Consider the following 23,779-nt stretch of genomic DNA (forward strand, 5'->3'; position numbering starts at 1 on the left):
CGGTGCGGTGGTGAGACGCTGCACGGGGTCGCGTACATACGTGGGTGACGCGGCCCGTACGGGGAGGTGGCAGGCAAGTGGTGGATCAGCTGACACAGCACGATCCGCGGCGGATCGGGCCGTTCGAGGTGCTGGGACGGCTGGGGGCCGGCGGCATGGGGCTGGTCTATCTCGCGCGCTCGGCGTCGGGGCGGCGCGTGGCGATCAAGACGGTCCGTACGGAACTCGCCGAGGACCAGCTCTTCCGCGTCCGGTTCACGCGCGAGGTGGAGGCGGCCCGGGCCGTCTCGGGCTTCTACACGGCGGCCGTGGTCGACGCCGATCCGCGTGCCGCCGTGCCCTGGCTGGCCACCGCGTACGTGCCCGCGCCCTCCCTCGAAGAGATAGTGAACGAGTGCGGGCCGCTCCCGGCCCAGGCGGTGCGCTGGCTCGCGGCGGGCGTGGCCGAGGCGCTGCAGTCGATCCACGGCGCGGGGCTCGTCCACCGCGACCTGAAGCCGTCGAACGTGCTCGTGGTCGAGGACGGCCCCCGCGTCATCGACTTCGGCATCGCCTCCGGCGTGTCGAACACGCGCTTGACGATGACCAACGTCGCCGTCGGCACCCCCGCCTACATGTCCCCCGAGCAGGCCAAGGACTCCCGCAGCGTCACCGGCGCCAGCGATGTCTTCTCGCTGGGCTCGATGCTGGTGTTCGCGGCGACCGGCCACCCGCCCTTCCACGGCGCCAACCCGGTCGAGACCGTCTTCATGCTGCTCCGGGAGGGCCCGGACCTCGAAGGCCTCCCGGACGAGCTGCGCCCGCTCATCGAGTCCTGCATGCAGATGGAGGCGACCGGCCGCCCCAACCCGGCCGATCTCCAGGCCCAGCTGGCCCCGCACCTGTTCGGCTCGGGCTCGGACGACAGCGGTACGGCGTCGGCCTGGCTGCCCGAGCGTGCGGTGGGCCTGATCGAGGCGCGGCGCAACGGCCGCCCGCCCGCCAAGTCCGCACCGCCCTCCGGCCGGAGCGCCGGGCGGAACATCCCGCCCCCGCCCTCCCACAGCCCGCCGGTCCCGGTCGGCGCCCCCGACACCGGCCCGGTGCGCCTGGCGGGCGCCCAGGTGCCGATCGGCCCCGGTCCGCGCGTCGCCGACGCCCGCGCCGCCGCCGTGAAGGCGCCGCCGCCGGAGGCGGGCCTGGTCGCCTCCTGGTCCAAGCCGCGCCCCGGGGTCAACGGCACGGACTCCGCCGTGGGCCCCGCCGTACCCCCGGCCCCGGCCGCGCCCCCGGAGGCGGCGAGCGGCTGGCGTCCCTGGCGGTTCCGGATGTCCAACGACGTGTGGGGCACCCCGGCGGTCTCCGGTGACCTGGTCTACGTCACCTCCTTCGAGGTGCACGCGCTGGACGTCGGCACGGGCCGGCGCCGCTTCAAGACCAGGGACGTCGCCTGGTCCATGGCGGTCGCCGACGGCCGGATCCACGCCTCCGACGGCCCGACGCTGTTCGCCCTGGACTGTCGGGAGGGCGGTGACCTGTGGCGGCTGCCGACGGACGCCTGGGTCTACTCCCTCAAGGCCGAGCGCGGCACGGTCGTCACCGGCACCCGGGGCGGCGGGGTCCAGGCCTGGGAGGCGTCGACGGGACAGAAGCTGTGGGAGCTCACCGGCGCCCAGACCGACTTCGAGTCCCCGGAGGCGGGCCCGGCGCTCTGCGAGGGCACGGTGTACGTCTGGCAGGACGCCCGGCTCAGGGCCCTGGACGCCCGTACCGGCGACGAGCGCTGGTCGTACCCGATCGGCGACGCCGCCTCCTGCGGCGGTGTGCCCGTGCGGATCTCGCAGGCGCAGGACGGCTATGTCTATGTCTCGGCCGGCACCCGGGTGCTGGCGCTGGACGTCGCCTCGGGTCAGGTCCGCTGGCACTTCGAGGCCCCGGCGGTGTTCCTCTGCCCGCCCGCCTTCGTGCCGGGCCCCGCGGTGACCGGCGGCGGTGTCTACCTCGCCGACTACCTCGGCACGGTCTACGCCCTGGACGCCACCGACGGCCGCGACCGCTGGCGGATCGCGACGGAGTCCCGGTCCTCGATCGAGCCGGTCCTGGTGGCCGCCGGGCACGTCCACGTCGGCAGCGGCAAGGGGCTGTACACGCTGGACGCGGTCACCGGCACCCCGAAGTGGCGCTTCCAGTCGGGCGGCGACATCGTGGGCGCCCCGGCGGTGGCGGAAGGCCGTATCCACTTCGGGTCCACGGACCACCTGCTCTACACCCTGAAGGCCGACGACGGCCGGCTCCGGTGGAAGCTGGCGACCGGCGGCGAGATCACCGGTTCGCCGGTGGTGGAGGACGGCGTCGTGTACGCGTGCAGCAAGGACCGGTGCGTGTACGCGCTGGACGCGGAGAAGGGGACGGGCACGGCGCGGACCGCCTGACGTCCCCCGGGTCGGGGGACGGCCGTCGTACCGGTGCACGGAAGGGGCCAGACGGCGGCCGTCGCTGCCGGGAGCGGGGGGTACGCCGCTCTCACCCCAGACGCTACGCCGGGGACGCCCCGGTCGCCATGCGGTGACATGGTCGTGACAGGTGATCGCTAGGGTTCCGCTCATGGATCTTCGGGGGCGCAAGCTCAAGTTCGCAGCGATCACAGCGCTGGTGGTCCTCTCCCTGACGGGTTTCTCGTCGGGGCGGGGACATGGCGGCGGCAGCGGGGACGGTGACAGCGGGGGCGGGTGCAGCAGTTCGAGCCAGGACCACGACAGCTCGTCGTCGCGGTACGACGACGATGACGACGCGAGTTCGGGCGGTTCCAGCTCCGGCTCGGGCGGTGCGAGCGCCGAGCAGCCGCAGGACGCCATGGTGCGGCTGGTGAGCTGCGCGACCGAGCAGGAGCCGTACGCCACGCTCGAGGTCGCCAACCCGAACACCTCCGGCGCCACCTTCACGATCACGGTCGACTTCCTCGACGCGTCGAAGAACATCGTGGAGACCCGCACGGTGGACGAGTTCGTCGCCGGCAGCGAGACGGCGACCGTTCAGGTGGAGCTGTCGAACGGCGGGCTCGCGGCGAAGGTGGCCGAGTGCGCGTCGGAGTCGTTCGCGACCGCTCAGTGAGCGGCTACCGGACGCGGTAGGTCCGCTGCCGCCGGGAGAACAGCTCCGACTGCTCTCCCGGTGGCAGGTTCCCCAGGGCGATGAGGTGGGGCGCCTGGGCGAAGGCCGCGGCCCGGGCGGCCTCCTGGGCGGCCCAGAGCGCGCGGACGGTGCCCTGCACGGCGTCCGCCGGATACCCGGCGATGACGGACGCGCACCGCACGGCCGCCGCCAGGTCGCCGCCCTCCTCGGTGAGTTCGGAGACCAGTCCCACCTCATGGGCCCGGCGGGCGGAGATCCGCTCGGCGGTGCCCATGAGCATCATCCGGGCGACCTCGCCGGAGGGCATGCGCTGGGCCATGAGCATCGACTCGTAGGCGCTGACCATGCCGTAGGTGGTGTGGGGGTCGAAGAAGACGGCCGTGGGATCGGCCACCACGAAGTCGCACTCGCCGAGCAGATAGAAGGCCCCGCCGCAGGCCATCCCGCGCACGGCGGCGACGACCGGTTTCCACAGGTCGTTGGACCTGGGCCCGGCCCTCAGCAGCGGATCGTCCTGCATGTACGGCGAGTGGGGCTGCGGCACCTCGGCGTCCCGGTCGATCCCGGTGCAGAAGGCCCGCTCCCCGGCCCCGGTGAGCACGAGGGCCCGCACGGAGTCGTCGAACCGGAACGCCCGCCAGGCCTCGCTCAGTTCGGCCGCCGTGGCGAGGTCGAGGGCGTTGAGCCGGTCGGGCCGGTTCAGGGTGACGACGGCGACCCCGCTGTCCTTGTCGGCACTGATCAGCAGACCGCTCACGGCCGCTCCAGAACCCACTGCGGCAGCCCGTCGGGACCGAAGACGACCTGGACCCGGGCCCCGATGCGCAACCGGTCGGCGGGCACCTCGTCCAGGGCGCCCCCGGCCCGTGCGACGAGGTTGCCGACCAGCCGTATCCGGGGCGCGTCGAGGAGTTCCACGACGACGACGTTGTACGGCGCCTGCGCCGCGTAGTCCGGCAGCAGGGGCGGGTGCGGGACGACGTAGGACCAGATCCGTCCGTGCCCGCCGACCTTCTGCCAGGTCGTGGCGAAGGACTGGCAGTGCGGACAGCACGGGCGGGGCGGGAAGCGCGGCTCGCCGCAGTCGGCGCAGGCCTGGACACGGAGCTCGCCCGCGGCCGCGTACCGCCAGAAGGGGGCGCCGTCGGGGTCGGTGACCGGCGTGAGCATGGTTAGCTCCTCAGCAGCAGAGCGGACGTCGGGACACCCTCGCCGGCGGTGACGAGGCAGGTGGCGGCGCCCGGGACCTGGGCGGTACTGGTCCCGCGGAGCTGCTTGACGCCCTCGTTGACGAGGTTGAAGCCGTGCACGTAGGCCTCGGAGAGCCCGCCGCCCCCGGTGTTCAGCGGCAGCCGCCCGCCGATCTCCAGCGCGCCCTGCTCGGTGAAGGCCCCGCCCTCCCCGCGCCCGCAGAAGCCGTAACCCTCCAGCGAGAGCGGCACCAGCGCGGTGAAGGCGTCGTAGATCTGGGCGACGTCGATGTCCTGCGGGGTCAGGTCGGCGTGCTTCCACAGGTGCCGGGCGGCGGTCCAGGCGGGACCGGTGAGCGGGTCGTCGTTCCAGTAGTTGACCATGCCGTGATGCTGGGCGGGCAGGCCCTGGGCGGCGGAGTGGACGTAGACGGGCCGCTGGGCGCAGTCCCGGGCGCGCTCCGCGCTGACGACGACACAGGCCAACGCGCCGTCGGTCTCCAGGCAGTTGTCGAACAGGCAGAGCGGTTCGCTGATCCAGCGGGAGGTCATGTACATCTCGCGGGTCAGGGGGCGCTCGTACATGATCGCGGCGGGGTTCTGGTTGGCCCGGTTCCGGCAGGCGAGCGCGACATTGAACAGGTGGTCCCGGGTGGTGCCGTACTCGTGCATGTGACGGCGGGCGAGCATGGCGATCTCGTCGACCGGCCTGAGGAGACCGAAGGGCCGGGTCCACTGGGCGGGCGTGGGGAGCTGGACGGTCGTGTTGGTCCACGGCCGGGGTCCCGAGCCACGCTTGCGGGACCGCCAGGCGACGCCGACGGTGGCCTGCCCCGCGGCGATGGCGGCGGCCAGGTGGGCGACGGTGGCGCAGGAACCGCCGCCGCCGTAGCCGACTTTGGAGAAGAAGGTGAGGTCACCGAGCCCGACCGCCTTCGCCAGCTCGACCTCGTCCGTCTCCTCCATGGTGTAGGAGGCGAGCGCGTCCACCTCGCCCGGCGCGATGCCGGCGTCGTCGAGGGCGGCCAGCACGGCACGGCAGGCGAGGGTGCGTTCGTCCTCGGGGAGGCGCTTGGCGAAGGGGGTCTGTCCGATCCCGACGATGGCGGTGGCGTCCTTGATCCCGACCATGGCTGAGCCCCTCCCGGTCCGCTTCCCGGCGGCTGACAGGGCGTCAGGTTACAGCTAATCTGACGGGCAGTCAGCTAGTGAGTGGGGGCTGTTGTGCGCGGTGACGTGGAGTGGGGCGGCATTCCGGGCCTGGTGCGGTACGCGGCCGAGCGGTACGCGGACACCGAGGCGGTGGTGGAGGGCCGGACCCGGATCTCGTACGCCGAACTGGGCGCCCGTGTCGAGCGGTCGACGGCGGCGTGCATGGCGAACGGGGTCCGGCCGGGCGACCGGGTGGCCATCTGGGCGCCGAACTCGCTGGACTGGATCGTCGCGGCGCTCGGGGCGGTGTCGGCCGGGGCGGTGCTGGTCCCGTTGAACACCCGGTTCAAGGGCGTCGAGGCTGCGGACGTGCTGCGCCGGAGCGGGGCGCGGCTGCTGTTCGTGACGGGGACGTTCCTGGGCACGTCGTACGTGGCGTCCCTGCGCAGGGCGCTCGGCGGCGGCCTTCCCTCGCTGGACGTGGTCGTGCTCTCGGACGACGCCCCGCCCGACTTCCGTACCTGGAAGGACTTCCTGGCGGCAGGGGAGGGCGTGGGGCCCGCGGAGGTACGGCGGCGCTGGGACGGCGTCGAGGGGTCGTGGCCGTCGGACATCGTGTACACGTCCGGGACGACGGGCCGCCCGAAGGGCGCCGTGATCACCCACGCGCAGAGCCTGCGGGCGTACGAAGTCTGGTGCGACCTCGCCGGATTGAGGCGGGGCGACCGCTACCTGATCGTGAACCCCTTCTTCCACACCTTCGGTTACAAGGCGGGCGTCCTGGCCTGTCTGATGCGCGGGGCGACGATGATCCCGCAGCCGGTGTTCAACGTGGACACGGTGCTGGCGAACGTGGCGGCTGAGCGGGTGTCGGTGCTGCCGGGCCCGCCGACGCTGCTGCAGTCACTGCTGGACCACCCGGCGAGGGACTCCTTCACCCTCTCTTCTCTGCGGCTGGTGGTGACGGGCGCCGCGGTGGTGCCCCTGCGACTGGTCTCGCGCCTGCGGTCGGAGCTGGGGGTGTCGACGGTCCTGACCGCGTACGGCCTCTCGGAGGCGAGCGGTGTGGTGACGATGTGCCGCCGGGGGGACGACCTCTCGCTGATCGCGTCGACGTCGGGGCGGGCGATCCCCGGGGTGGAGGTGCGCGTGGACGCCCCCGACGCCGGAGAACCGGGGGAGGTCCTGGTCCGGGGCTTCAACGTCATGCGCGGCTACTACGAGGACGAGCGGGCGACGGCACAGGCGCTGACGGAGGACGGCTGGTTGCGGACCGGCGACGTGGGGGTGCTGGACGATCAGGGCAACCTGCGCATCACGGACCGGCTGAAGGACATGTTCATCGTCGGCGGCTTCAACGCGTACCCGGCGGAGATCGAGCAACTGCTGGCCCTGCACCCGGACGTGGCGGACGTGGCGGTGATCGGCGTGCCGGACGCGCGGCTCGGCGAGGTGGGCAGGGCGTACGTGGTGCGTCGGCCGGGGTCGGTGCTGACGGCGGACGACCTGATGGCCTGGTCCCGCCGGGAGATGGCCAACTACAAGGTGCCGCGGTCGGTGGAGTTCGTGGCGGAGTTGCCGCGGAACGCGAGCGGCAAGGTGGTGAAGGGCGAGCTGAGGCGGGGCGCCGGCGGCTGAGCCCGGCGCCCCCTCGTGCTCTCTGGTCAGCCGAAGGCGCGTACGGCCTGGTAGTAGGTCCAGGCGGTGCTGGTGCAGGCGGTCTTGGTGGCGCCGCCGTAGTTGTTGCAGACGCGCTTGAGGTCCTCGTGGAAGGCGCTGTCGAGGCGGTCCTTGTTGGCGCTGAACGTGCCCGCGGCCTTGTAGTTGCGGTAGCCGAAGTCGTGTCGGGCGCAGGAGAGGCTGAAGGGGAAGCCGAAGGGGTTGTCCGGCGAGGAGGAGCAGTAGTCGGTGGACCAGTCGAACCCGTAGGCGGACCAGGCGGACTGGTTGTTCCGGGCGGAGGCCCAGGCGTTGTAGCTGGTCGCGCTGGTCTGCGTCCAGCTGGAGAGGACCTGGGGCTTGTCGGCGGGGGCGGCGTCGGCGGCGGTGGCCGTGGCGACGACGGTGACGAGGGTGATGGCCGAGGTTGCAAGTGCGGTACCGAGTCTGCGGTGCATCCCACACCTCCATGAGGCTGCGGCCCGTCCGTCGGGCGGCAGGTTCATGTCATGAGGATGGATCAGTGAGTGCCGTGCTGACAGTGTCCGGCGCCAAATAGCCCATGAAACATGGGCGGTGATGAATGATCAGCCAGTGAACGCTCGACGCGTGCGTTCCTGACTCTTGACCTTGACCTTGACCGTGACCGTGATTTTGACCTGTGACCGAACTGAGGAGTGCGGACCGTGTCCTACACCGCGGCGTTGCCGGAACTCACCGCGCAGGCGGAGCGCCTGATCGAACTCGGGGTGCATGAGCTGGCGGGGATACCGGCGGAGGACGTGCGTGCCTTCGCGGAGAAGGCGGAAGGCGGGGAAGGGGCGCTGCTGGCGGTGCATCCGGATCGGGTGCCGGCGTCGGCGTTGGCGCCGCTGCTGCGGCACGAGGGGAAGCCGGGGTTCGTGGTGGTGGACATGCCGGACGTGGACGAATTCGCGCCGTGGGAGGTGGAGTTGCCGTCGCCCGCGGGACTGTACGTCGTGACGGGCGTGGACAGGGGTGACGACAAGTCCAACTGGAGCCCGGAGGAGGCGCTGCCCGCGCTGACGAAGGAGGGCCGTACGCCGCTGCTGCTGACGGAGGGCATCCACTGGCTGCTCCAGGAACCCGCGGCCCTGGAGCGCAACCACTGCTTCATGACCATCGCCTCCCGTCTCCGCAAGCCGAACGGCGGCCTGGACGCGCGGACCCCGGCGATCTGGATCAGCAACGGCACGGGCAGGGACGGCCGGGAACGCCGGGACGCCCCGAAGGTGGGCTGGTGCTGGTGGGGCAACCGGCACACGTGGCTGGGATTCGGCTCGGGGACGGGGCGCAGGGCGTAGCCGGGCCGGGGGTCATACGGCGCCGGGTTCCGCCAGGCTCCGCAGCTCCTGCCTGAGGGCTTCCCGCAGGGGGTCGTGCCGGCTCCCGAGCGCATACCGCGGGTCGCTCCACCGGTCGCGGGGGTACAGCCACACGGGCCTGCCGACGAGCTCGGGCGGCTCCCAGTCGTAGCGGGGCCACACGTGCGCGTGGAGGTAGGGGTCGGTGTTCCCGAGGATCTCCAGATTGACTCGCCGGAAGCCGGGGTCCAGCCGCCCGCAGACCCGTTCGACGGCCTCGCCCAGCAGATCCATGTCACCGAGGAAGGCGAGCCGCTCGGGCCTGGGGAGCTCGGACAGTCGCCGCACGGAGGGCCGACCGACGAGAAGAACGCAGTACCCGGGCAGGAACTGCACGTCCCCGATCACGGCGAACCCCCCACTCCCGAGCCTCCTCAGCACGGTCGGATTCCGCCCCCGAAGAGCACTGCCGACCCGATCCGCCTGCCACGGCTCGCTCATGCGCCCAGCCTACGCAGGCGACGTGGCCGCGGCTGGGGTGGTATCACGTGGTAGCGCCAGCTGGTATCAGGTGGTACCTTCGGCTATGGCCAAGACGCAGATCAACATCCGCATGGACGACGAGACGGCAGAAATGGCGCGCCAGGCCGCCGAAACCCGGCGTATACCGGTCAACGAGTACGTCGAGCAGCTGATTCGCAACGACAACGAGCAGGTGCGTGCCGTCTTCATGGCCACCGCGCAGCAGACGCTCGACGAGTTCGCCGATCTCTTCGATGAGATCGAGGGGGAGCAGGGGGAGTCCCGTACGTGAGTCTCCATGTCGACCTTGCGTGGATCCTGGACGTCGCGCACATGGCGGGCCAGGGGGACCCGGCCGTGGACGACTACGGTGTGCCACTCGCGGCAGTCGAACGACACCGGGCTGTGATCGTCGGTCAGGATGTATATCAGGGGCCGTACGCCAAGGCTGCGGCCCTCGCGCATTCCCTCGGCCGTATGCGCTGGCTGGAGCGGTCCAACCTCCGGGTGGCCATCGTGGTCGCCCACGCGTATCTCGTCGCCGCGGGCGTTCCGGCCAAGCTCGATCAGGGGCGGGTCACGGCGCTGGCTGCCGAGCTGAAGAAGGAGAGCTGTACGGCTCGGAGCGTGGCTGACGTTCTCAAGACCTGGGCGGTCTGAATTCCCAACGCCATCAGGGAAGAAGTGGGTTCCTCCAGACCGAGATGGTCTTGCTTCCGCCCCCGGACGCGCGTCGGCCGCGGCGGCTCCCCTCCGCGCCGCCGCGGCCGATCCCCCTTGTATGAGGCTTACTTGTTGCCGTCCAGGTCCAGGGCGGGCGGGGCCGGCATGGAGTTGTTGAGCGTCTTGATGGTCTCGGCCTTGGCCGGCTCGCTCGGCATGGAGTTGTTCAGCGTGGTGATCGTCTCGGCCGCGACGGTCTCGCTGGGCGTGGCCTCGTTCTCCTGAGAGACGGTCTCGTCCTTCTTCTGCTCGCTCATGGGCTCGTGTTCCTCTTTTCGGTGATGAGTGAGGAACGCCCGTCCGGTAACTCCCCCGAGGATTACCGGACGGGCGTTCGGAGCCGCAGACTAACCGGCGGGCTCCGGGTCGAACCGCCTGCCCCCCGTGGCGCCGGTTCAACTGAGTATGAGTCTGCGCTGTGGAGATAAACGAACGCTGAACGCCGACAATCCCCAGCTCAGAAGCCTGTTCGCTACGCTGCCGCAGGCGATGTGAGCAGCGCGCGCACCTCCTCGGCCTCCGGCGCGCTGTTCTGCTCGTAGAGGTTGAGCGCCTCACGCCAGCAGGCGCGCGCCCTGCCCGCCTGGCCGAGTGCGGACAGCGAACGCCCAAGCAGCGTCAGGACGTTGCCCCGCATCCGGTCGCCACCGATGCAGCCCAGCGCGAGAGCCTGTTCAGCGTGCTGGGCGGCGGGCGCGGGGCGGCGCTCGGCCGCGTGCACCTCGGCGATGCGGAAGTGGGTGACGCCCTCCCAGAGCCGCTGCCGATGGTCGTTGAAGAGACCGAGCGCGTCGGAGAACTGGCTGAGCGCCTCCGTGTGGCGACCCGCCCTGGTCAGCGCGACGCCCAGCTGGAAATGGCCGTTGGCCAGGCGCACGGTTCGGCCGACCTCGGTATGCACGGCGAGACCGCTCTGGGCGATCTCGACGGCCTTGGCGACATTGCCCATGCCGAGGTGGGCACGGGACAGGTTGCCCAGGACGGTCGCTTCGAAGGGCCGGTTCCCCGCCGCCCGCAGACCTTCGAGGGCCTGGTCGAAGAAGGCCTTGCCGTCGGCGAACCGCTTCTCGTGCAGGCAGATGAGCCCCAGATTGTTGGCGACCCAGCTCACGGCGATGGAGTCGCGCGCGCCTGCCGCGAGTTCCATGGCCACACGCGCCTCCCGCTCCGACGGCCTGACCCGGCCGGAGACCAGCAGCACATCACTGAGCACCGTGCGGGCCCTTCCCTCCGCCTGTGCGTGGCCCGCGACCCGGGTGGCCTCGCAGGTGGCCTCGGCCGTCATCTCGTACTGATGCGAGTTGGCGCCCGACTCGGTCAGGTCCTTCGCCGCCCACAACAGATCGACGGCCCGCCGCAGCCGGTCCGTCCCCGCTGCCTGACGCACGCAGGCCAACAGTTGCCCAGCTTCCGTGTAGAGCCAGTCGAGGGCCGTCGTCGCCTCGGTGAAGCGCAGCCCCGGATACCGGGTAGGCGCCAGGTGATCGGTCAGCCGGTCCTCGCCATGCTCGATCGAGTACACCTGTGCGGTCGTCGCCAGGTAGAAGTCCAGCAACCGGGACAGCGCCTCGTCCCGCTCGCTCGGCGGCCACTCGTCCCTCTCCGCACAAGCACGCGCGTAGAGCCGGACCAGATCGTGGAACCGATACCGGCCGGGCGCCGCGGACTCGAGCAGCGAGGTGTCCACCAGGGACTCCAGCAGCTCCTCCGTCTCCTGCACCCCGAGATCGAGCAGTGCCGCAGCCGCCGCCACCGATATGTCCGGCCCGTCCGCCAGGCCCAGCAGGCGGAAGGCTCGGGCCTGGGGTGGTTCCAGTTGGCCGTAGCCCAGTTCGAAGGTCGCCTTGACCGCCAGGTCGCCCGCCTGGAGTTCGTCCAGTCGGCGGCGCTCGTCGGCCAGCTTCGCCGCCAGGACCGAGACCGTCCAGGTCCGGCGCGCCGCCAGGCGGGACGCCGCGATGCGGATCGCCAGGGGAAGGAAGCCGCACGCCGCCACCACGTCCAGGGCCGCCTTCCGTTCCGAGGCCACCCTCTCCTCGCCCACGATCTTCGTGAACAACGACAGCGCCTCGTCCGGCGACATCACGTCCAGGTCGACCAGATGCGCCCCGGCCAGGTCCACCATCCGCACCCGGGAGGTCACCAGCGCCGCACAGCCCGACGTGCCGGGCAGCAGCGGCCGTACCTGCGCCGCGTCTCGCGCGTTGTCCAGCAGGACGAGCACCCTCCGGCCGTCCAGCACCGAGCGGTACAGCGCCGCCCGCTCTTCCAGCGAGTCCGGGATCGCCGAGTCCGCCGTCCCCAGCGCCCGCAGGAACGACCCGAGCACCGTCTCCGGTTCCGCCGCCCTCGAACCCGCGCCCTGGAGGTCCACGTACAGCTGGCCGTCCGGGAAGGCCGACCGGGCCTGGTGGGCCACGTGCACCGCCAGCGTTGTCTTGCCCACGCCCCCGATCCCGGCCAGCGCCGAGACCGCCATCACCCTGCCCTCCGCGGACGCCAGCACCTCACTCAGCTCCGAGACGAAGCCCGTGCGGCCGGTGAAGTCGGGGACCGTCGCGGGGAGCTGCGCGGGGCGGACCGGGACGACCGACGGTTCGGCCAGCGGAGCCGACGGTTCCGCCAGGCCCGGGTCCGCCTGGAGGATGCGCTGCTGCAGCTCGCGCAGGCCCGGGCGAGGATCCACGCCCAGCTCGTCCGCCAGCAGCCGCCGGGTGTCCGCGTACACCGCCAGTGCCTCCGCCTGCCGGCCCGACCGGTACAGCGCCAGCATCAGCAGTTCGCGGAACCTCTCCCGCAGCGGGTGGGCCGCCGTGAGCGCCGTCAGCTCCGAGACCGCCTCCGAGTGGCAGCCCTGCTCCAGGTCCATGTCCAGGCGGGATTCGAGGAGTTGCAGGCGCCACTCCTCCAGGCGGACCCGCTGCGCCTCCGCGTACGGGCCCGGCACCCCCGCCAGCGGCTCTCCGTCCCACAGCGCCAGCGCCCGGTTCAGGACCTCCCGCGCGTGGCACAGGTCGCCCGCGCCCCGGGCCTTCTCCGCCTCGGTCGCCAGCTCCGTCGCCACCGCCAGGTCCAGCGCACCGGAGCCCAGGCCGCGCACCGCGTAGCCGCCGGACTCGCTGACCAGCACCCCGGGGTCCAGCACCTTCCGCAGCCGTGAGGCGTACGTCCGGACCGCCGCCAGCGCCTGGGACGGTGGCTCCTCGCCCCACAGGGCGTCGATCAGCTCGGCCGCCGTAGCCGTGCGGCCCTCCCGCAGCAGCAGGGCCGCGAGCAGCGCGCGTTGCTGGGGGGAGCCGGTGTTGAGCAGCTCCTCCTCGCGCCAGGCGCGCACCGGGCCGAGCACGCCGAAGCGCAGCGCCGTCGGCTCCGGTGAGCCGACCGAGCCGCCCCGCCGCTGCTCCGGCACCCGCGGTACACCGTCCATCGCCGTCCCCCTGCAGAACGTCATGACAACCAGGCCAGTTTGCCTTGTTCATGGCGGATGCGTCAGCCGTGCGAGACGGCACTCACAGCCAGACGTGCGGTACACCACAAGGTCCTTACAACCTCTACGCGGGGTTCCAGGTACGACCCAGTAGCTGACGGGTCGTCAGATCGGCGCTACCGTACGGCCATGGAGACCAAAACCCCCCTTCCTCCGATCATCTCCGTCGACGACCACACGGTGGAGCCCCCTCGGGTGTGGCAGGAGCGGCTCCCGAAGAAGTACCTGGACATCGGGCCCCGGATCGTCCGCGCCCCCCTCAAGGAAATGACCTTCCTCGGCGGGCGGTTCAAGCCCGTCATGGGGGAGAAGGGGGACGACGGACCCATCGGTGACTGGTGGGTGTACGAGGATCTCCAGCGGCCCCTCACCCGGCTCGACACCGCCGTGGGGTACGACCGCGACGAGATCAAGCTCGAGGTCATCACGTACGAGCAGATGCGGGTGGGGTCGTACGACGTCCCCGCGCGGCTCGCCGACATGGATCTCAACCACGTCCAGTCCGCCCTCTGCTTCCCCACCTTCCCGCGTTTTTGCGGGCAGACCTTCACCGAGGCCCGCGATCACGAGCTGGGGCTGCTGTGCATTCGCGCCTACAACGACTGGATGGTGGAGGAGTGGTGCGGGCCGCAGGCCGGCGGGCGGCTCATACCGCTCACCCTCATCCCGCTGTGGGACGCCGAGCTGGCCGCCCAGGAGGTGCGGCGCAACGCCGCCCGTGGTGTCCGGGCCGTGGCGTTCTCCGAGATTCCGCCGCACCTCGGGCTGCCGTCCGTCCACACCGACGACTGGGACCCCTTCCTCGCCGCCTGCGACGAGACCGGCACCGTGGTCGCCATGCACATCGGCTCCAGCAGCCGGATGCCCTCCACCTCCGCCGACGCCCCGCCCGCCGTCGGCTCCACCATCACCTTCGCCAACTGCTGCTTCTCGATGGTCGACTGGCTGATGAGCGGGAAGTTCGAGCGTTTCCCGAATCTCAAGGTCATGTACGCGGAGGGGCAGATCGGGTGGATCCCGTACATCCTGGAGCGGGCGGACGTGGTGTGGGAGGAGAACCGGGGGTGGGGCGGGGTCGCCGACAAGGTGCACCGGCCCCCGTCCGAGCTGTTCACCGAGCACGTCTACGGCTGCTTCTTCGACGACGCCTTCGGGCTGCGGAACCTCGACGCCATCGGGCTCGGCAATGTGCTCTACGAGACCGACTACCCGCACTCCGACTCCACCTGGCCCAGGTCGAGGGAGGTCGGCGAGGCCCAGATGGGCCACCTGGACGCGGACGTCGTCGAGCGGATCGTACGGCGCAACGCCATCGACCTGCTCGGCCTGACGGACGCCGGGCTGTGGCCGGGCTCCCACCCCCGGCGCCCCTGACCGGCCGAAGGCGATGCCGCCCTCGACCACCCGGAACTCGCCCGATGCGCTGACGAGCCGGCGGCTCCCGCCATGTCGGTGACGTGCCGCCAGACAAGGAGGACCCGCGTGTCCTACGGCATCCAGCTCCCGATCCAGTCCCAGAGCACCCTCTTCGCCGAGCCCTGGGAGGCCGCCGCGAGCCCTGACGACCTCCTCGCCGTCGCCCGCGCCGCGGACCACGCCGGCTTCTCCTACGTCGCCTGCTGCGACCACGTCGCCATCCCGCGCCGGCTCGCCTCCGCGATGAGCACGGTCTGGTACGACCCGGTCGCCACCCTCGCCTACCTCGCCGCCGGCACCGAGCGGGTGCGGCTGCTCAGCCACATCGCCGTCGTGGGGCTGCGGCACCCCCTCCTGACCGCCAAGCAGTACGCCACCCTCGATCACCTCAGCGGAGGGCGGCTGATCCTGGGCGTCGGCGCCGGGCACGTCCAGGAGGAGTTCGAGGCCCTCGGCGTCGACTTCCGGCAGCGGGGCGCCGTACTGGACGAGAACATCGACGCCCTGCGCGCCGCGCTCGGACCGGAGGAGTTCCCCGAGCACCACGGCAAGCACTACGACTTCGAGGGGCTCGGGCAGTTGCCCAGGCCCGCGCAGCGGCACGTCCCCCTCTGGGTCGGCGGCTCCTCGCCCGCCGCGGTGCGCCGGGCGGCGCTCAGGGGGGACGGGTGGCTGCCCCAGGGGGATCCCAGGGACCGGCTGCCGGCACAGATCGGCCGGATCCGGCAGCTACGGGAGCAGGCCGGGCGCGGCGGCCCCTTCACCATCGGCGCCATCGCCGAACCGCTCTACGTCGGCACCCCGGACTGGCACGTCGGCCGCCGTACGCTGACCGGCCGCCCGGACGAACTGGCCGAGTCGCTGCGCGCGTACCGCGCGATGGGCGTGGACCGGATACAGGTGCGGTTCCGCAGCCGGAGCCGGGATGAACTCGTCGACCAGATCGCGGCGTTCGGCGCCGACATCGGACCCCATCTGTGAGGAGTCAGCGCATGGGCAAGCTGGACGGACGGGTCGTGATCGTCACCGGCGCGGCACGCGGGCAGGGGGAGCAGGAGGCGCGGCTGTTCCGGGCGGAGGGGGCCCAGGTCGTCGTGGCGGACGTGCTCGACGAGCAGGGCAAGGCCCTCGCGGAGGAGATCGGTGCGCTGTACGTGCACCTCGACGTGGGGGAGGAGGAGGACTGGCGGGCCGCCGTGGGCGCCGCCAAGCGCGCCTACGGGCACATCGACGGGCTCGTCGGCAACGCGGGGATCCTGCGGTTCAACTCCCTGGTGGACACGCCCCTCGACGAGTTCATGCGGGTCGTGCGGGTCAACCAGGTCGGGTGCTTCCTCGGGCTCCGGACCGTCGCGCCGGAGATGGCGGACGGCGGGACCATCGTCAACACCGCCTCCTACACCGGGTTGACCGGAATGGCGGCGGTCGGGGCGTACGCGGCGACCAAGCACGCGATCGTCGGACTCACCCGGGTGGCCGCCCTGGAACTGGCGCCCCGGGGGATCCGTGTCAACGCCATGTGCCCCGGCGCCGTGGACACGGCCATGTCCAACCCGGCCCAGCTCGATCCGGCGGCGGACGCCGAGGGGACCTCGCGCGCCCTGGACGGCCTGTACCGCAAGCTCGTGCCGCTCGGGCGGATCGGGCGACCGGAGGAGGTGGCCCGGCTCGCCCTCTTCCTGACCTCGGAGGACTCCTCCTACATCACCGGTCAGCCCTTCGTGATCGACGGCGGCTGGCTGGCGGGGGTGTCGGTTATCTGACTGGCCGTCAGCTATTGACGGTTCATGCCGGTGGTGCCACAGTCAGCGATCTGACGAACCATCAGAAAAATGGACGGGAACTCCAGACCGGGGACGGTGAACCGCCGTGGAATTCGGGCTCTTTGTACAGGGATACGTCGGCAAGCGCGCGGAGACCGATCCGCTCGCCGAGCACAAGGCGCTGATGGAGGAGACCGAGTACGTCATCCAGGCGGACAAGTCCGGCTTCAAGTACGCCTGGGCCTCCGAGCACCACTTCCTGGAGGAGTACTCGCATCTGTCGGCCAACGACGTCTTCCTCGGGTACCTCGCGCACGCGACGGAGCGGATCCATCTGGGCTCGGGCATCTTCAACCCGCTCGCCCAGGTCAACCACCCCGTGAAGGTCGCCGAGAAGGTCGCCATGCTCGACCATCTCTCCGGCAACCGCTTCGAGTTCGGCAGCGGACGAGGGGCGGGCTCGCACGAGATCCTCGGCTTCCTGCCGGGCATCACGGACATGAACCACACCAAGGAGATCTGGGAAGAGACCATCGCCGAGTTCCCGAAGATGTGGCTCCAGGACGAGTACGTCGGGTTCCAGGGCAAGCACTGGTCGCTGCCGCCGCGGAAGGTGCTGCCCAAGCCGTACGGGAAGTCCCACCCCGCGATGTGGTACGCGGCCGGGTCGCCGCCGTCGTACGCCATGGCCGCGCAGAAGGGGCTCGGGGTCCTGGGGTTCAGCGTGCAGAAGGTCGCCGACATGGAGTGGGTGCTGGAGAAGTACAAGACGGCGATCGTGGACGCGGAGCCGATCGGGGACTTCGTCAACGACAACGTGATGGTGACGACGACCGCCATCTGCGCGCCGACGCACGAGGAGGCCGTGCGGATCGCCGTGAGCGGGGGGCTGCACTATCTGCCCTCGCTGGTCTTCCGGTACCACGACACCTTCCCGCGGCCCGAGGGCTTCCCGGTGTGGCCGGAGACGCTGCCCGAGTACACCGAGGAGTTCGTCGAGGTCCTCATCGAGGAGGAACTGCTCATCTGCGGGGACCCCGACGAGGTCCTGCGCCAGTGCAAGCGGTGGGAGCAGGCGGGGGCGGACCAGCTGAGCTTCGGGTTGCCGGTGGGGGTGCCGAAGGAGGAGACGCTGCAGACGATCCGGCTGATCGGCGAGCACGTGATTCCGAAGATCGACACGGATCCGGTGCATCGGACTACGCGGTTCCGTCGGGGTGCCTGAGCCTTCGTCGGCGGGTGCGGGTGATGTGTGGCTGGTCGCGCAGTTCCCCGCGCCCCTGAGTAGGACACCGCATCCCCAGCTCAGGAGGTGACCCCCTTGCTCGATCACGTCATCACGAACGCCACCGTCGTCGACGGCACCGGAGCCCCCGCCTACACCGCCGACGTCGGCATCCGGGACGGGCGGATCGCCGTCATCGCGCCCCGGGTCACCGAGGACGCTCGCACGGTGGAGGACGCCACCGGTCTCGTCCTCGCCCCCGGGTTCGTCGACCCCCACACCCACTACGACGCCCAGCTCTTCTGGGACCCGTACGCCACCCCCTCGCTCCATCACGGCGTGACCACCGTGGCCGCCGGGAACTGCGGGTTCACGCTCGCGCCCCTTCATCCGTCGCGGCCTGCCGATGCCGACTACACGCGTCGGATGATGTCCAAGGTCGAGGGGATGTCGCTGGTCGCGCTGGAGGAGGGGGCGCCCTGGAACTGGCACTCCTTCGGGGAGTATCTGGACGCCCTGGAGGGGCGGATCGCCGTCAACGCCGGGTTCATGGTGGGGCATTGCGCCCTGCGGCGGTATGTGATGGGCGCGGAGGCCGTCGGCGGGCAGCCCGGGGACGAGCAGCTCGACGCGATGGTGCGGCTGCTGCGCGATGCCATGGACGCCGGGGCCTGGGGGTTCTCCACCACTCAGTCGTCCACCCACTCCGACGGCGACGGGCGGCCCGTCGCCTCCCGGCACGCCCGGCCCGCGGAGCTGCTCGCCCTGTCCAAGGCGGTCGGCGAGCACGAGGGGACGCAGATCGAAGCGATCGTGGCCGGGTGCCTGGACCAGTTCAGCGACGCCGAGATCGACCTGTTGGCGGAGATGAGCGCGGCGGCCGGACGGCCCCTGAACTGGAACGTGCTGACCGTCGACGCCGCCGTGCCCGACCGCGTGCCCCGGCAGCTGCTCGCGAGCGAGCGGGCCCGCAAGGCCGGCGGGCGGGTCGTCGCGCTGACGATGCCGATCCTGACCCCGATGAACATGTCCCTGGGCACCTTCTGCGCGCTGAACCTGATCCCGGGGTGGGGGCCGATCCTCCAGCTGCCCGTCCCGGAGCGCATCGCCAGGCTCCGGGAACCCGGGGTCCGGGCCGAGATGCTGGCCCGCGCCGCGTCCAAGGAGGCCGGCGTCTTCCGGCGGCTCGCCGATTTCGGGCGGTACGTCATCGGCGACACCTACAGCGAGGCGAACCGCGGGCTGACCGGGAGGGTGGTGCGGGACATCGCCGCCGAGCGCGGTCAGGACCCCTTCGCCTGCCTCGTCGACATCTGCGCCGCCGACGACCTGCGGACCGTGCTGTGGCCCATGCCCACCGACAACGACCCGGCCTCCTGGGCCCTGCGGGCCCAGACCTGGCAGCACGAGGACGTGCTGCTCGGCGGTTCGGACGCGGGGGCGCATCTGGACCGGATGTGCGGGGCGCCGTACACCACCCGGTTCCTCGGTGACTGCCTGCGCGGGCGGCGGCTGGTCGGTCTGGAGCAGGCCGTGCGGATGCTGACCGACGACCCGGCCCGGCTCTTCGGGCTGCGCGATCGGGGGCGGGTGCAGGAGGGGTTCCATGCCGATCTGGTGCTCTTCGACCCGGAACGGATCGACGCGGGCACGGCCACCCTGGTGCACGACCTGCCGGGTGACAGCCCACGGCTCGACTCCAAGGCCCTCGGCGTGCGCGCCGTGTGGGTCAACGGCGTCGAGGCGATCCGGGACGACGTGGTGAGCGGGGCGGTGCCGGGGAAGGTGCTGCGCTCCGGACAGGACACCCGGACGGTGAGCACCCGGTGAGGCAGCGGCTGTTCATCGGCGGACGCTGGGTCGAGCCGGAGGGCGGGTTCTACGACGTCGTCGACCCGGCGTCCGAGGAGACCGTCGGAGGGGCTCCGGAGGCCTCGCGGGACCAGGTGCTCGCGGCCTGCGCCGCGGCCCGCGAGGCCTTCGGCTCCTGGTCGCGCACGGCACCCGAGGAACGGGCCGCGCTGCTCGCCCGGACCGCGGACCTCGTACGGGAGCGGCTGGTGCCGTACGCCGAGCTGGCGCGGGCGGAGACGGGGGCGACGACCGGGACCGCCCGGGGGATGCAGGTGGGCGTGGCCGCCGCTCGGTTCCGGCGGTACGCGCGCGTGGAGCCGGCCGAGTGGGCCGTTCCACCGCAGATCAACGAGGCCGGGCCGATGGGGAAGGCCGCTGTGATGGGCGCGCTGGCCGTGCGGCAGCCCGTCGGGGTGGTGGCCTGCATCTCCTCGTACAACAACCCCTGGGCCAACGCGGCGGGGAAGATCGCGCCCGCGCTGGCCATGGGCAACACGGTCGTGGTGAAGCCCGCCCCGCAGGATCCCCTGTCCGTCTACCGGATGGCGGAGGCGCTGGAGGCGGCCGGGGTGCCGCCGGGGGTCGTGAACGTGGTCTCCGGTGCCTCGGCGGAGGCGGGGGAGGCCGTGGTCGCCTCCGGGGACGTCGACATGGTCAGCTTCACCGGCTCCACGGCCGTGGGACGCCGGATCGCCGAGGTGTGCGGCCGGGACATGAAGCGGCAGCTGATGGAGCTGGGCGGGAAGGGCGCGGCCCTCGTCTTCGACGACGCGGACCTGGGCTCGGCGGTCGCGGGGATCGGGACGACCTTCTCCTTCTACAGCGGGCAGATCTGCACGGCACCCACCAGGGTGCTGGCCCAAAGAGGGGTCTACGACCGGCTGGTGGACCGACTGTGTGCCTATGCGGGCCGGTTGAAGGTGGGCGATCCCCGGGAGCCGGACACCGTGGTCGGGCCGGTGATCTCGGCCGCGCACCGGGAGCGCGTGGAGGCGTACGTCGAACTCGGCCGCAAGGAGGGCGCGGTGGTGGTGACGGGTGGCGAACGGCCCCCGCTCGACCAGGGGTTCTACGTCGCCCCGACCCTCCTCGCCGACTGCGCCAACGACATGACCGTCGCGCGGGAGGAGATCTTCGGTCCCGTGGTGGCCGTGATCCCCTTCGACGAGGAGGACGAGGGGATCGCCCTCGCCAACGACTCCGACTACGGGCTGATCGACTACGTCTGGTCGGCGGACGTGGCGAGGGCCTTCCGGGTCGCCCGGCGGCTGAGGGCGGGCGGAGTGGGCGTCAACACGGTCGGCCGGAACATGGAGGCGCCGTTCGGCGGCTTCAAGAAGAGCGGGGTCGGCCGCGACGTCGGGTCCCACGCCCTGCACGCGTACAGCGAGGTGCAGGCGATCGTCTGGCCGGGCTAGGGAACGGCCGTTCAGTCCTGCAAGTCCACCCGTACCGTCAGCAGTTGAGCGCCGATCATCCGTACCGCCGCGCTGTTGAGGCGGGGCAGGGTGCGCAGCCGGGCCACCGGGTCGTCGTCGGGCAGCAGATGGGCCGTGCCCTCGTGCCAGCGGCCACGGATGCGCACCCGTACCTTCGGGTCGGCCAGGATGTTGCGCACGTACTGCGAGCGCTCGCCGAACTCCGAGACCAGCCAGAAGGAGTCGCCGACCCGACGGCCGCCGACCGGGGTGCGGCGGGGCAGTCCCGAGGTGCGGCCCGTGGTCTCCAGGAGGGTGTGGTTCGGCAGGCGGCGCATCACGGCGTTGAGGCGGCGCTGGAACGCCCTGGCGGTCCGGTACTTGCTCTCGATGCTGCGGGGCATGCTCGGTCGGTCTCCTGTCATCGGCCGGTGCGGCGCTGGGGGGACGTGTTCACGAAGGTTTCTCGGTGGTGTCGCCGGGCGGCGGTCCCTCGCCCCCCTTTAATGGTGCCCTTGACGGTGCCATGACCGAGGAGTGGGCCCGTGCGCGTGGTGACCTGGAACCTGTGGTGGCGGTTCGGGCCGTGGCGGGAGCGGCAGAAGGCGATCCGCTCCGTGCTGCGGGACCTGCGGCCCGACCTCGTGGGCCTCCAGGAGGTGTGGGCGGCCGACGGGGAGAACCTCGCGGAATGGCTCGCCGGCGAACTGGGCCTGCACTGGACCTGGGCCGCCTCTCCGGCCCCCGAGCGCTGGCGCCGACGGATCGGGGACGCGCCGGTGGACATCGGCAACGCGGTACTGAGCCGCTGGCCGGTGCAGGCCACGGAGGTCCTGCGGCTTCCGGCGCCCGGGGAACTGGACGACGGGCGGCTGGCTCTGTACGCCCGCACCGGACCGGTGTCCTTCGTCACCGCGCACCTGACCAGCGCGCCGAACGCCTCCGCCGTACGCCGCCGGCAGGTCGAAGCGCTCGCCGGGTTCGCCCGGCGCGACGGCGCGACCATCGTCACCGGCGACTTCAACGCCGAGCCGGACTCACCCGAACTGTGCCTGTTCGCAGGTGACTTCCGGGACGCCTGGGCGGAGGCCGCCGATCCCGCGGCCCCGGCCGCGACCTGGGACTGGGACCCGGGGCTGCCGTACCGGCGGGGACCGCGGCGGGGGGCCCGGATCGACTACGTCCGGCTGGGCGGGCCCGTGTCCGCGCGCGCGGTACGGCGGGCCGGTGACCGGCCCGTGGACGGGGTGTGGCCCTCCGACCACGCGGCGGTCGTCGCCGACCTGGTGTGCTGACGTCCGGCGATCATGCGCGGGTTCAGCGGCACGCCCCGGCCCGAACTCAGTCGCGCCCGAGGAAGATCGGATTCGTGAACGCCGCCAACGCCCCCGGCAGCGGCGCCAGCACCGCCTCGTGCCGCAACTCCGCCCGCACATAGGCCGCGTACGACGCGGTGGTCACCCACTCCACCGTCCCGTCGCCCGTGACCGGCAGCGGCGCGCTCGTGAACAGCACGCCCTGGTCCGTCACGAACCGCACCGTGCAGCGCGGCGCTCCCGTGACCTCCAGCCGGACCGTGACGGGAGTGTCCGGGTCCGTCCGCAACCGCTCACCCACGCCCGCGTGCTGACCCCGCCCCCCGGAGGCCGTGAACGCCAGGGACACATGACGGGACTCGGCGACGTACGACCGTCCCGCCCGGATGCCGTCCTGGACGGCTTCCCGGGTCAGGTCGTCGGCGAGCACCACCGTCTGCGGTGAGCCCACGGCATCGGGGGAGCGGTGGGCGTCGCTGTTGCCCATGGCCGGGATCCAGCCGCGCCCCTCCCGCACGGACGCCACCAGCATGCCGTCCCAGTCGGCCAGCGCCACCTCGTCGTCCGGGGTGTACGGGCCGTTCCACACCTCGACCGCGTCCGCCTCGCCGAACCCGAACTTCCAGGCGCAGCCGATGCAGGGGGCGTGCGGATGCGCGGGGACGACCAGGCCGCCGGACCTCCGGATCCGGCGGGCGAACCTGCCGAACCGGTTGTCGCGGGCCCGGTAGCGCCAGTCGACGAAGGTGCCGGGGTCCGTGCCGAGGGCGAGGACGTGCCCGTTGCGGGTGGTCACCTCCTCGCCCAGCATCACCAGCAGGTCGTCCCCGGCCACGTCGGCCCAGTGCGCGTGCGCCGAGTGCGTGTTGTGCTCGGAGCTGTTGATGAAGTCCAGCCCGGCGGCGCGGGCGAGGTCCGCGATCTCGGCGGGGGTGCGGCGGCCGTCGGAGTACCAGGAGTGCAGATGGCAGTCTCCGCGGTACCAGTCCCGGCCGCGCCCCCTGGCCCGCTGCGGCGGGTACACGGGTTCGGCGACCGGGGCCTGCTCGCCGTAGGAGAGAGTGATCGTGAGTTCGTAGCCCAGGCCCTGCGGGGCGACCGTGTAGGGGCCGAGGACGATGTGCCAGGTGCCCTCGTTGACGGGCCCCGGGAGGTAGCCGGGCGTGGCGTCGTCGGTGCGGAGGTGGAACTCGGTCCGGGCGCCGCCCGACCAGCCCCGGAAGCCCTTGCCGCCGAGGTCGGTGCCGCGTTCGTCGAAGATGCCGATGTCGAGGGCGTTGCCGGGGGTGCCGGCCGGGACCGTCGGGCGGTCGTAGGTGTAGGAGACCTTGATCTCCCGTACGCCGTCGGGTACTTCGACGGGGACGTACACGAAATCGGGCGAGCCGGGCGGCAGAGTCCCGCGTACCGTGCGGGTCTCGGTGTGGTCCATGTCGTCCGCCCCTCTCGCGAAGGTCACGCTTCCCAACGTAAGCGCGGCCGCGGCGCCCGTCACGAACAGGGCGCGTCTTGTGAGCCTCGCGTCGTCATCACCCATGCCCGGGAGTGTGCCCATCGGGCGTGAACTCGCAAGGGTGGGAAGGAGATCGGCGGGAATCGGTCACCGGCCGCACACGAT

22 protein-coding genes are annotated in these 23,779 nt (G+C 71.8%); 13 read left to right on the forward strand and 9 right to left on the reverse strand.

Annotated features, from left to right (window positions below):
* Nucleotides 1-77: 77 nt before the first annotated feature.
* Both ACWDRW_RS03400 and ACWDRW_RS03405 read left to right on the forward strand, forming a co-directional pair.
* Nucleotides 78-2,411, forward strand: a complete 2,334-nt coding sequence (locus ACWDRW_RS03400) for an outer membrane protein assembly factor BamB family protein (protein ID WP_451719389.1) — start codon at nucleotides 78-80, stop codon at nucleotides 2,409-2,411.
* A gap of 172 nt (nucleotides 2,412-2,583) precedes the next feature.
* On the forward strand, nucleotides 2,584-3,090 hold the full coding sequence (locus ACWDRW_RS03405) for a hypothetical protein (protein WP_451719391.1): 507 nt from the start codon (nucleotides 2,584-2,586) through the stop codon (nucleotides 3,088-3,090).
* Between the two features lie 4 nt (nucleotides 3,091-3,094).
* Here ACWDRW_RS03405 and ACWDRW_RS03410 read toward each other — a convergent pair whose 3' ends face one another.
* The 3 genes from ACWDRW_RS03410 to ACWDRW_RS03420 are packed head-to-tail and all read right to left on the reverse strand — an operon-like array spanning nucleotide 3,095 to nucleotide 5,432.
* Complete coding sequence (locus ACWDRW_RS03410) at nucleotides 3,095-3,868, reverse strand: enoyl-CoA hydratase/isomerase family protein (RefSeq protein ID WP_451719394.1); 774 nt, start codon at nucleotides 3,866-3,868, stop codon at nucleotides 3,095-3,097.
* Entirely contained in the window at nucleotides 3,865-4,281 is a 417-nt protein-coding gene (locus ACWDRW_RS03415; protein WP_451719397.1) for a Zn-ribbon domain-containing OB-fold protein, read from the reverse strand. Before ACWDRW_RS03415 ends, ACWDRW_RS03410 begins: the two co-directional genes overlap by 4 nt.
* A 2-nt stretch (nucleotides 4,282-4,283) precedes the next feature.
* Nucleotides 4,284-5,432 (reverse strand): lipid-transfer protein, encoded by a 1,149-nt coding sequence (locus ACWDRW_RS03420; protein WP_451719400.1) that lies wholly within the window; start codon nucleotides 5,430-5,432, stop codon nucleotides 4,284-4,286.
* Nucleotides 5,433-5,525: 93 nt separating this feature from the next.
* On the opposite strand from ACWDRW_RS03420, the gene ACWDRW_RS03425 reads away from it, so the two are divergent.
* Complete coding sequence (locus ACWDRW_RS03425) at nucleotides 5,526-7,091, forward strand: FadD3 family acyl-CoA ligase (RefSeq protein WP_451719402.1); 1,566 nt, start codon at nucleotides 5,526-5,528, stop codon at nucleotides 7,089-7,091.
* Nucleotides 7,092-7,117: 26 nt separating this feature from the next.
* On the opposite strand, the gene ACWDRW_RS03430 is transcribed toward ACWDRW_RS03425, so the two are convergent.
* Nucleotides 7,118-7,570 carry a phospholipase gene (locus ACWDRW_RS03430; protein ID WP_451719405.1) on the reverse strand — a complete coding sequence of 151 codons (453 nt, stop codon included), beginning with the start codon at nucleotides 7,568-7,570 and terminating at the stop codon, nucleotides 7,118-7,120.
* Between the two features lie 228 nt (nucleotides 7,571-7,798).
* On the opposite strand from ACWDRW_RS03430, the gene ACWDRW_RS03435 reads away from it, so the two are divergent.
* Complete coding sequence (locus tag ACWDRW_RS03435) at nucleotides 7,799-8,437, forward strand: DUF5701 family protein (RefSeq protein WP_451719407.1); 639 nt, start codon at nucleotides 7,799-7,801, stop codon at nucleotides 8,435-8,437.
* Nucleotides 8,438-8,449: 12 nt separating this feature from the next.
* On the opposite strand, the gene ACWDRW_RS03440 is transcribed toward ACWDRW_RS03435, so the two are convergent.
* Nucleotides 8,450-8,938: an HIT family protein gene (locus ACWDRW_RS03440; protein ID WP_451719409.1), complete on the reverse strand. Its 489-nt coding sequence runs from the start codon at nucleotides 8,936-8,938 to the stop codon at nucleotides 8,450-8,452.
* A gap of 85 nt (nucleotides 8,939-9,023) precedes the next feature.
* Here ACWDRW_RS03440 and ACWDRW_RS03445 point away from each other — a divergent pair, with 85 nt between their 5' ends.
* Nucleotides 9,024-9,251 (forward strand): hypothetical protein, encoded by a 228-nt coding sequence (locus ACWDRW_RS03445; RefSeq protein WP_451719411.1) that lies wholly within the window; start codon nucleotides 9,024-9,026, stop codon nucleotides 9,249-9,251.
* Entirely contained in the window at nucleotides 9,248-9,619 is a 372-nt protein-coding gene (locus tag ACWDRW_RS03450) for a fic family toxin-antitoxin system, toxin component (protein WP_451719414.1), read from the forward strand. The genes ACWDRW_RS03445 and ACWDRW_RS03450 overlap by 4 nt, the downstream gene beginning before the upstream one ends.
* A gap of 128 nt (nucleotides 9,620-9,747) precedes the next feature.
* Here the strand turns inward: ACWDRW_RS03450 and ACWDRW_RS03455 are convergent, their stop codons facing one another.
* Both ACWDRW_RS03455 and ACWDRW_RS03460 read right to left on the reverse strand, forming a co-directional pair.
* Nucleotides 9,748-9,939 carry a hypothetical protein gene (locus ACWDRW_RS03455; protein ID WP_451719417.1) on the reverse strand — a complete coding sequence of 64 codons (192 nt, stop codon included), beginning with the start codon at nucleotides 9,937-9,939 and terminating at the stop codon, nucleotides 9,748-9,750.
* A gap of 215 nt (nucleotides 9,940-10,154) precedes the next feature.
* The gene (locus ACWDRW_RS03460; RefSeq protein ID WP_451719419.1) at nucleotides 10,155-13,109 is read right to left on the reverse strand and encodes a BTAD domain-containing putative transcriptional regulator; all 2,955 of its coding nucleotides are present in this window, start codon (nucleotides 13,107-13,109) and stop codon (nucleotides 10,155-10,157) included.
* A gap of 189 nt (nucleotides 13,110-13,298) precedes the next feature.
* On the opposite strand from ACWDRW_RS03460, the gene ACWDRW_RS03465 reads away from it, so the two are divergent.
* The 6 genes from ACWDRW_RS03465 to ACWDRW_RS03490 all read left to right on the forward strand — a co-directional run bounded on the left by ACWDRW_RS03465 (nucleotide 13,299) and on the right by ACWDRW_RS03490 (nucleotide 20,845).
* The gene (locus ACWDRW_RS03465) at nucleotides 13,299-14,543 is read left to right on the forward strand and encodes an amidohydrolase family protein (RefSeq protein ID WP_451719421.1); all 1,245 of its coding nucleotides are present in this window, start codon (nucleotides 13,299-13,301) and stop codon (nucleotides 14,541-14,543) included.
* A gap of 72 nt (nucleotides 14,544-14,615) precedes the next feature.
* Nucleotides 14,616-15,566 carry an LLM class F420-dependent oxidoreductase gene (locus ACWDRW_RS03470; RefSeq protein ID WP_451719424.1) on the forward strand — a complete coding sequence of 317 codons (951 nt, stop codon included), beginning with the start codon at nucleotides 14,616-14,618 and terminating at the stop codon, nucleotides 15,564-15,566.
* 11 nt (nucleotides 15,567-15,577) lie between these two features.
* On the forward strand, nucleotides 15,578-16,348 hold the full coding sequence (locus tag ACWDRW_RS03475) for an SDR family NAD(P)-dependent oxidoreductase (RefSeq protein ID WP_451719427.1): 771 nt from the start codon (nucleotides 15,578-15,580) through the stop codon (nucleotides 16,346-16,348).
* 106 nt (nucleotides 16,349-16,454) lie between these two features.
* Nucleotides 16,455-17,573, forward strand: a complete 1,119-nt coding sequence (locus tag ACWDRW_RS03480) for an LLM class flavin-dependent oxidoreductase (RefSeq protein WP_451719429.1) — start codon at nucleotides 16,455-16,457, stop codon at nucleotides 17,571-17,573.
* A gap of 96 nt (nucleotides 17,574-17,669) precedes the next feature.
* Nucleotides 17,670-19,403, forward strand: a complete 1,734-nt coding sequence (locus ACWDRW_RS03485; RefSeq protein ID WP_451719432.1) for an N-acyl-D-amino-acid deacylase family protein — start codon at nucleotides 17,670-17,672, stop codon at nucleotides 19,401-19,403.
* Nucleotides 19,400-20,845: an aldehyde dehydrogenase family protein gene (locus ACWDRW_RS03490; RefSeq protein WP_451719434.1), complete on the forward strand. Its 1,446-nt coding sequence runs from the start codon at nucleotides 19,400-19,402 to the stop codon at nucleotides 20,843-20,845. The genes ACWDRW_RS03485 and ACWDRW_RS03490 overlap by 4 nt, the downstream gene beginning before the upstream one ends.
* A gap of 11 nt (nucleotides 20,846-20,856) precedes the next feature.
* Here the strand turns inward: ACWDRW_RS03490 and ACWDRW_RS03495 are convergent, their stop codons facing one another.
* Nucleotides 20,857-21,249, reverse strand: coding sequence for a nitroreductase/quinone reductase family protein (locus tag ACWDRW_RS03495; protein WP_451719436.1), 393 nt, complete (start codon nucleotides 21,247-21,249; stop codon nucleotides 20,857-20,859).
* A 141-nt stretch (nucleotides 21,250-21,390) separates the two neighbouring features.
* On the opposite strand from ACWDRW_RS03495, the gene ACWDRW_RS03500 reads away from it, so the two are divergent.
* A complete protein-coding gene (locus ACWDRW_RS03500; protein WP_451719439.1) occupies nucleotides 21,391-22,140 on the forward strand; it encodes an endonuclease/exonuclease/phosphatase family protein in 750 nt (249 codons plus the stop codon).
* Nucleotides 22,141-22,186: 46 nt separating this feature from the next.
* Here the strand turns inward: ACWDRW_RS03500 and ACWDRW_RS03505 are convergent, their stop codons facing one another.
* Nucleotides 22,187-23,698: a CehA/McbA family metallohydrolase gene (locus ACWDRW_RS03505; RefSeq protein ID WP_451719441.1), complete on the reverse strand. Its 1,512-nt coding sequence runs from the start codon at nucleotides 23,696-23,698 to the stop codon at nucleotides 22,187-22,189.
* Between the last annotated feature and the right edge of the window lie 81 nt (nucleotides 23,699-23,779).

This window comes from Streptomyces sp. NPDC003635 (genome assembly GCF_053587635.1).

Bases quoted from the DNA above. Each gene is read 5' to 3' on its own strand.
- ACWDRW_RS03440 (WP_451719409.1), bottom strand. From the start codon at position 8,938: ATGAGCGAGCCGTGGCAGGCGGATCGGGTCGGCAGTGCTCTTCGGGGG.
- ACWDRW_RS03505 (WP_451719441.1), bottom strand. From the start codon at position 23,698: ATGGGTGATGACGACGCGAGGCTCACAAGACGCGCCCTGTTCGTGACG.
- ACWDRW_RS03470 (WP_451719424.1), top strand. From the start codon at position 14,616: ATGTCGGTGACGTGCCGCCAGACAAGGAGGACCCGCGTGTCCTACGGC.
- ACWDRW_RS03405 (WP_451719391.1), top strand. From the start codon at position 2,584: ATGGATCTTCGGGGGCGCAAGCTCAAGTTCGCAGCGATCACAGCGCTG.
- ACWDRW_RS03420 (WP_451719400.1), bottom strand. From the start codon at position 5,432: ATGGTCGGGATCAAGGACGCCACCGCCATCGTCGGGATCGGACAGACC.
- ACWDRW_RS03430 (WP_451719405.1), bottom strand. From the start codon at position 7,570: ATGCACCGCAGACTCGGTACCGCACTTGCAACCTCGGCCATCACCCTC.
- ACWDRW_RS03495 (WP_451719436.1), bottom strand. From the start codon at position 21,249: ATGCCCCGCAGCATCGAGAGCAAGTACCGGACCGCCAGGGCGTTCCAG.
- ACWDRW_RS03460 (WP_451719419.1), bottom strand. From the start codon at position 13,109: ATGGACGGTGTACCGCGGGTGCCGGAGCAGCGGCGGGGCGGCTCGGTC.
- ACWDRW_RS03475 (WP_451719427.1), top strand. From the start codon at position 15,578: ATGGGCAAGCTGGACGGACGGGTCGTGATCGTCACCGGCGCGGCACGC.
- ACWDRW_RS03415 (WP_451719397.1), bottom strand. From the start codon at position 4,281: ATGCTCACGCCGGTCACCGACCCCGACGGCGCCCCCTTCTGGCGGTAC.
- ACWDRW_RS03445 (WP_451719411.1), top strand. From the start codon at position 9,024: ATGGCCAAGACGCAGATCAACATCCGCATGGACGACGAGACGGCAGAA.
- ACWDRW_RS03465 (WP_451719421.1), top strand. From the start codon at position 13,299: ATGGAGACCAAAACCCCCCTTCCTCCGATCATCTCCGTCGACGACCAC.
- ACWDRW_RS03455 (WP_451719417.1), bottom strand. From the start codon at position 9,939: ATGAGCGAGCAGAAGAAGGACGAGACCGTCTCTCAGGAGAACGAGGCC.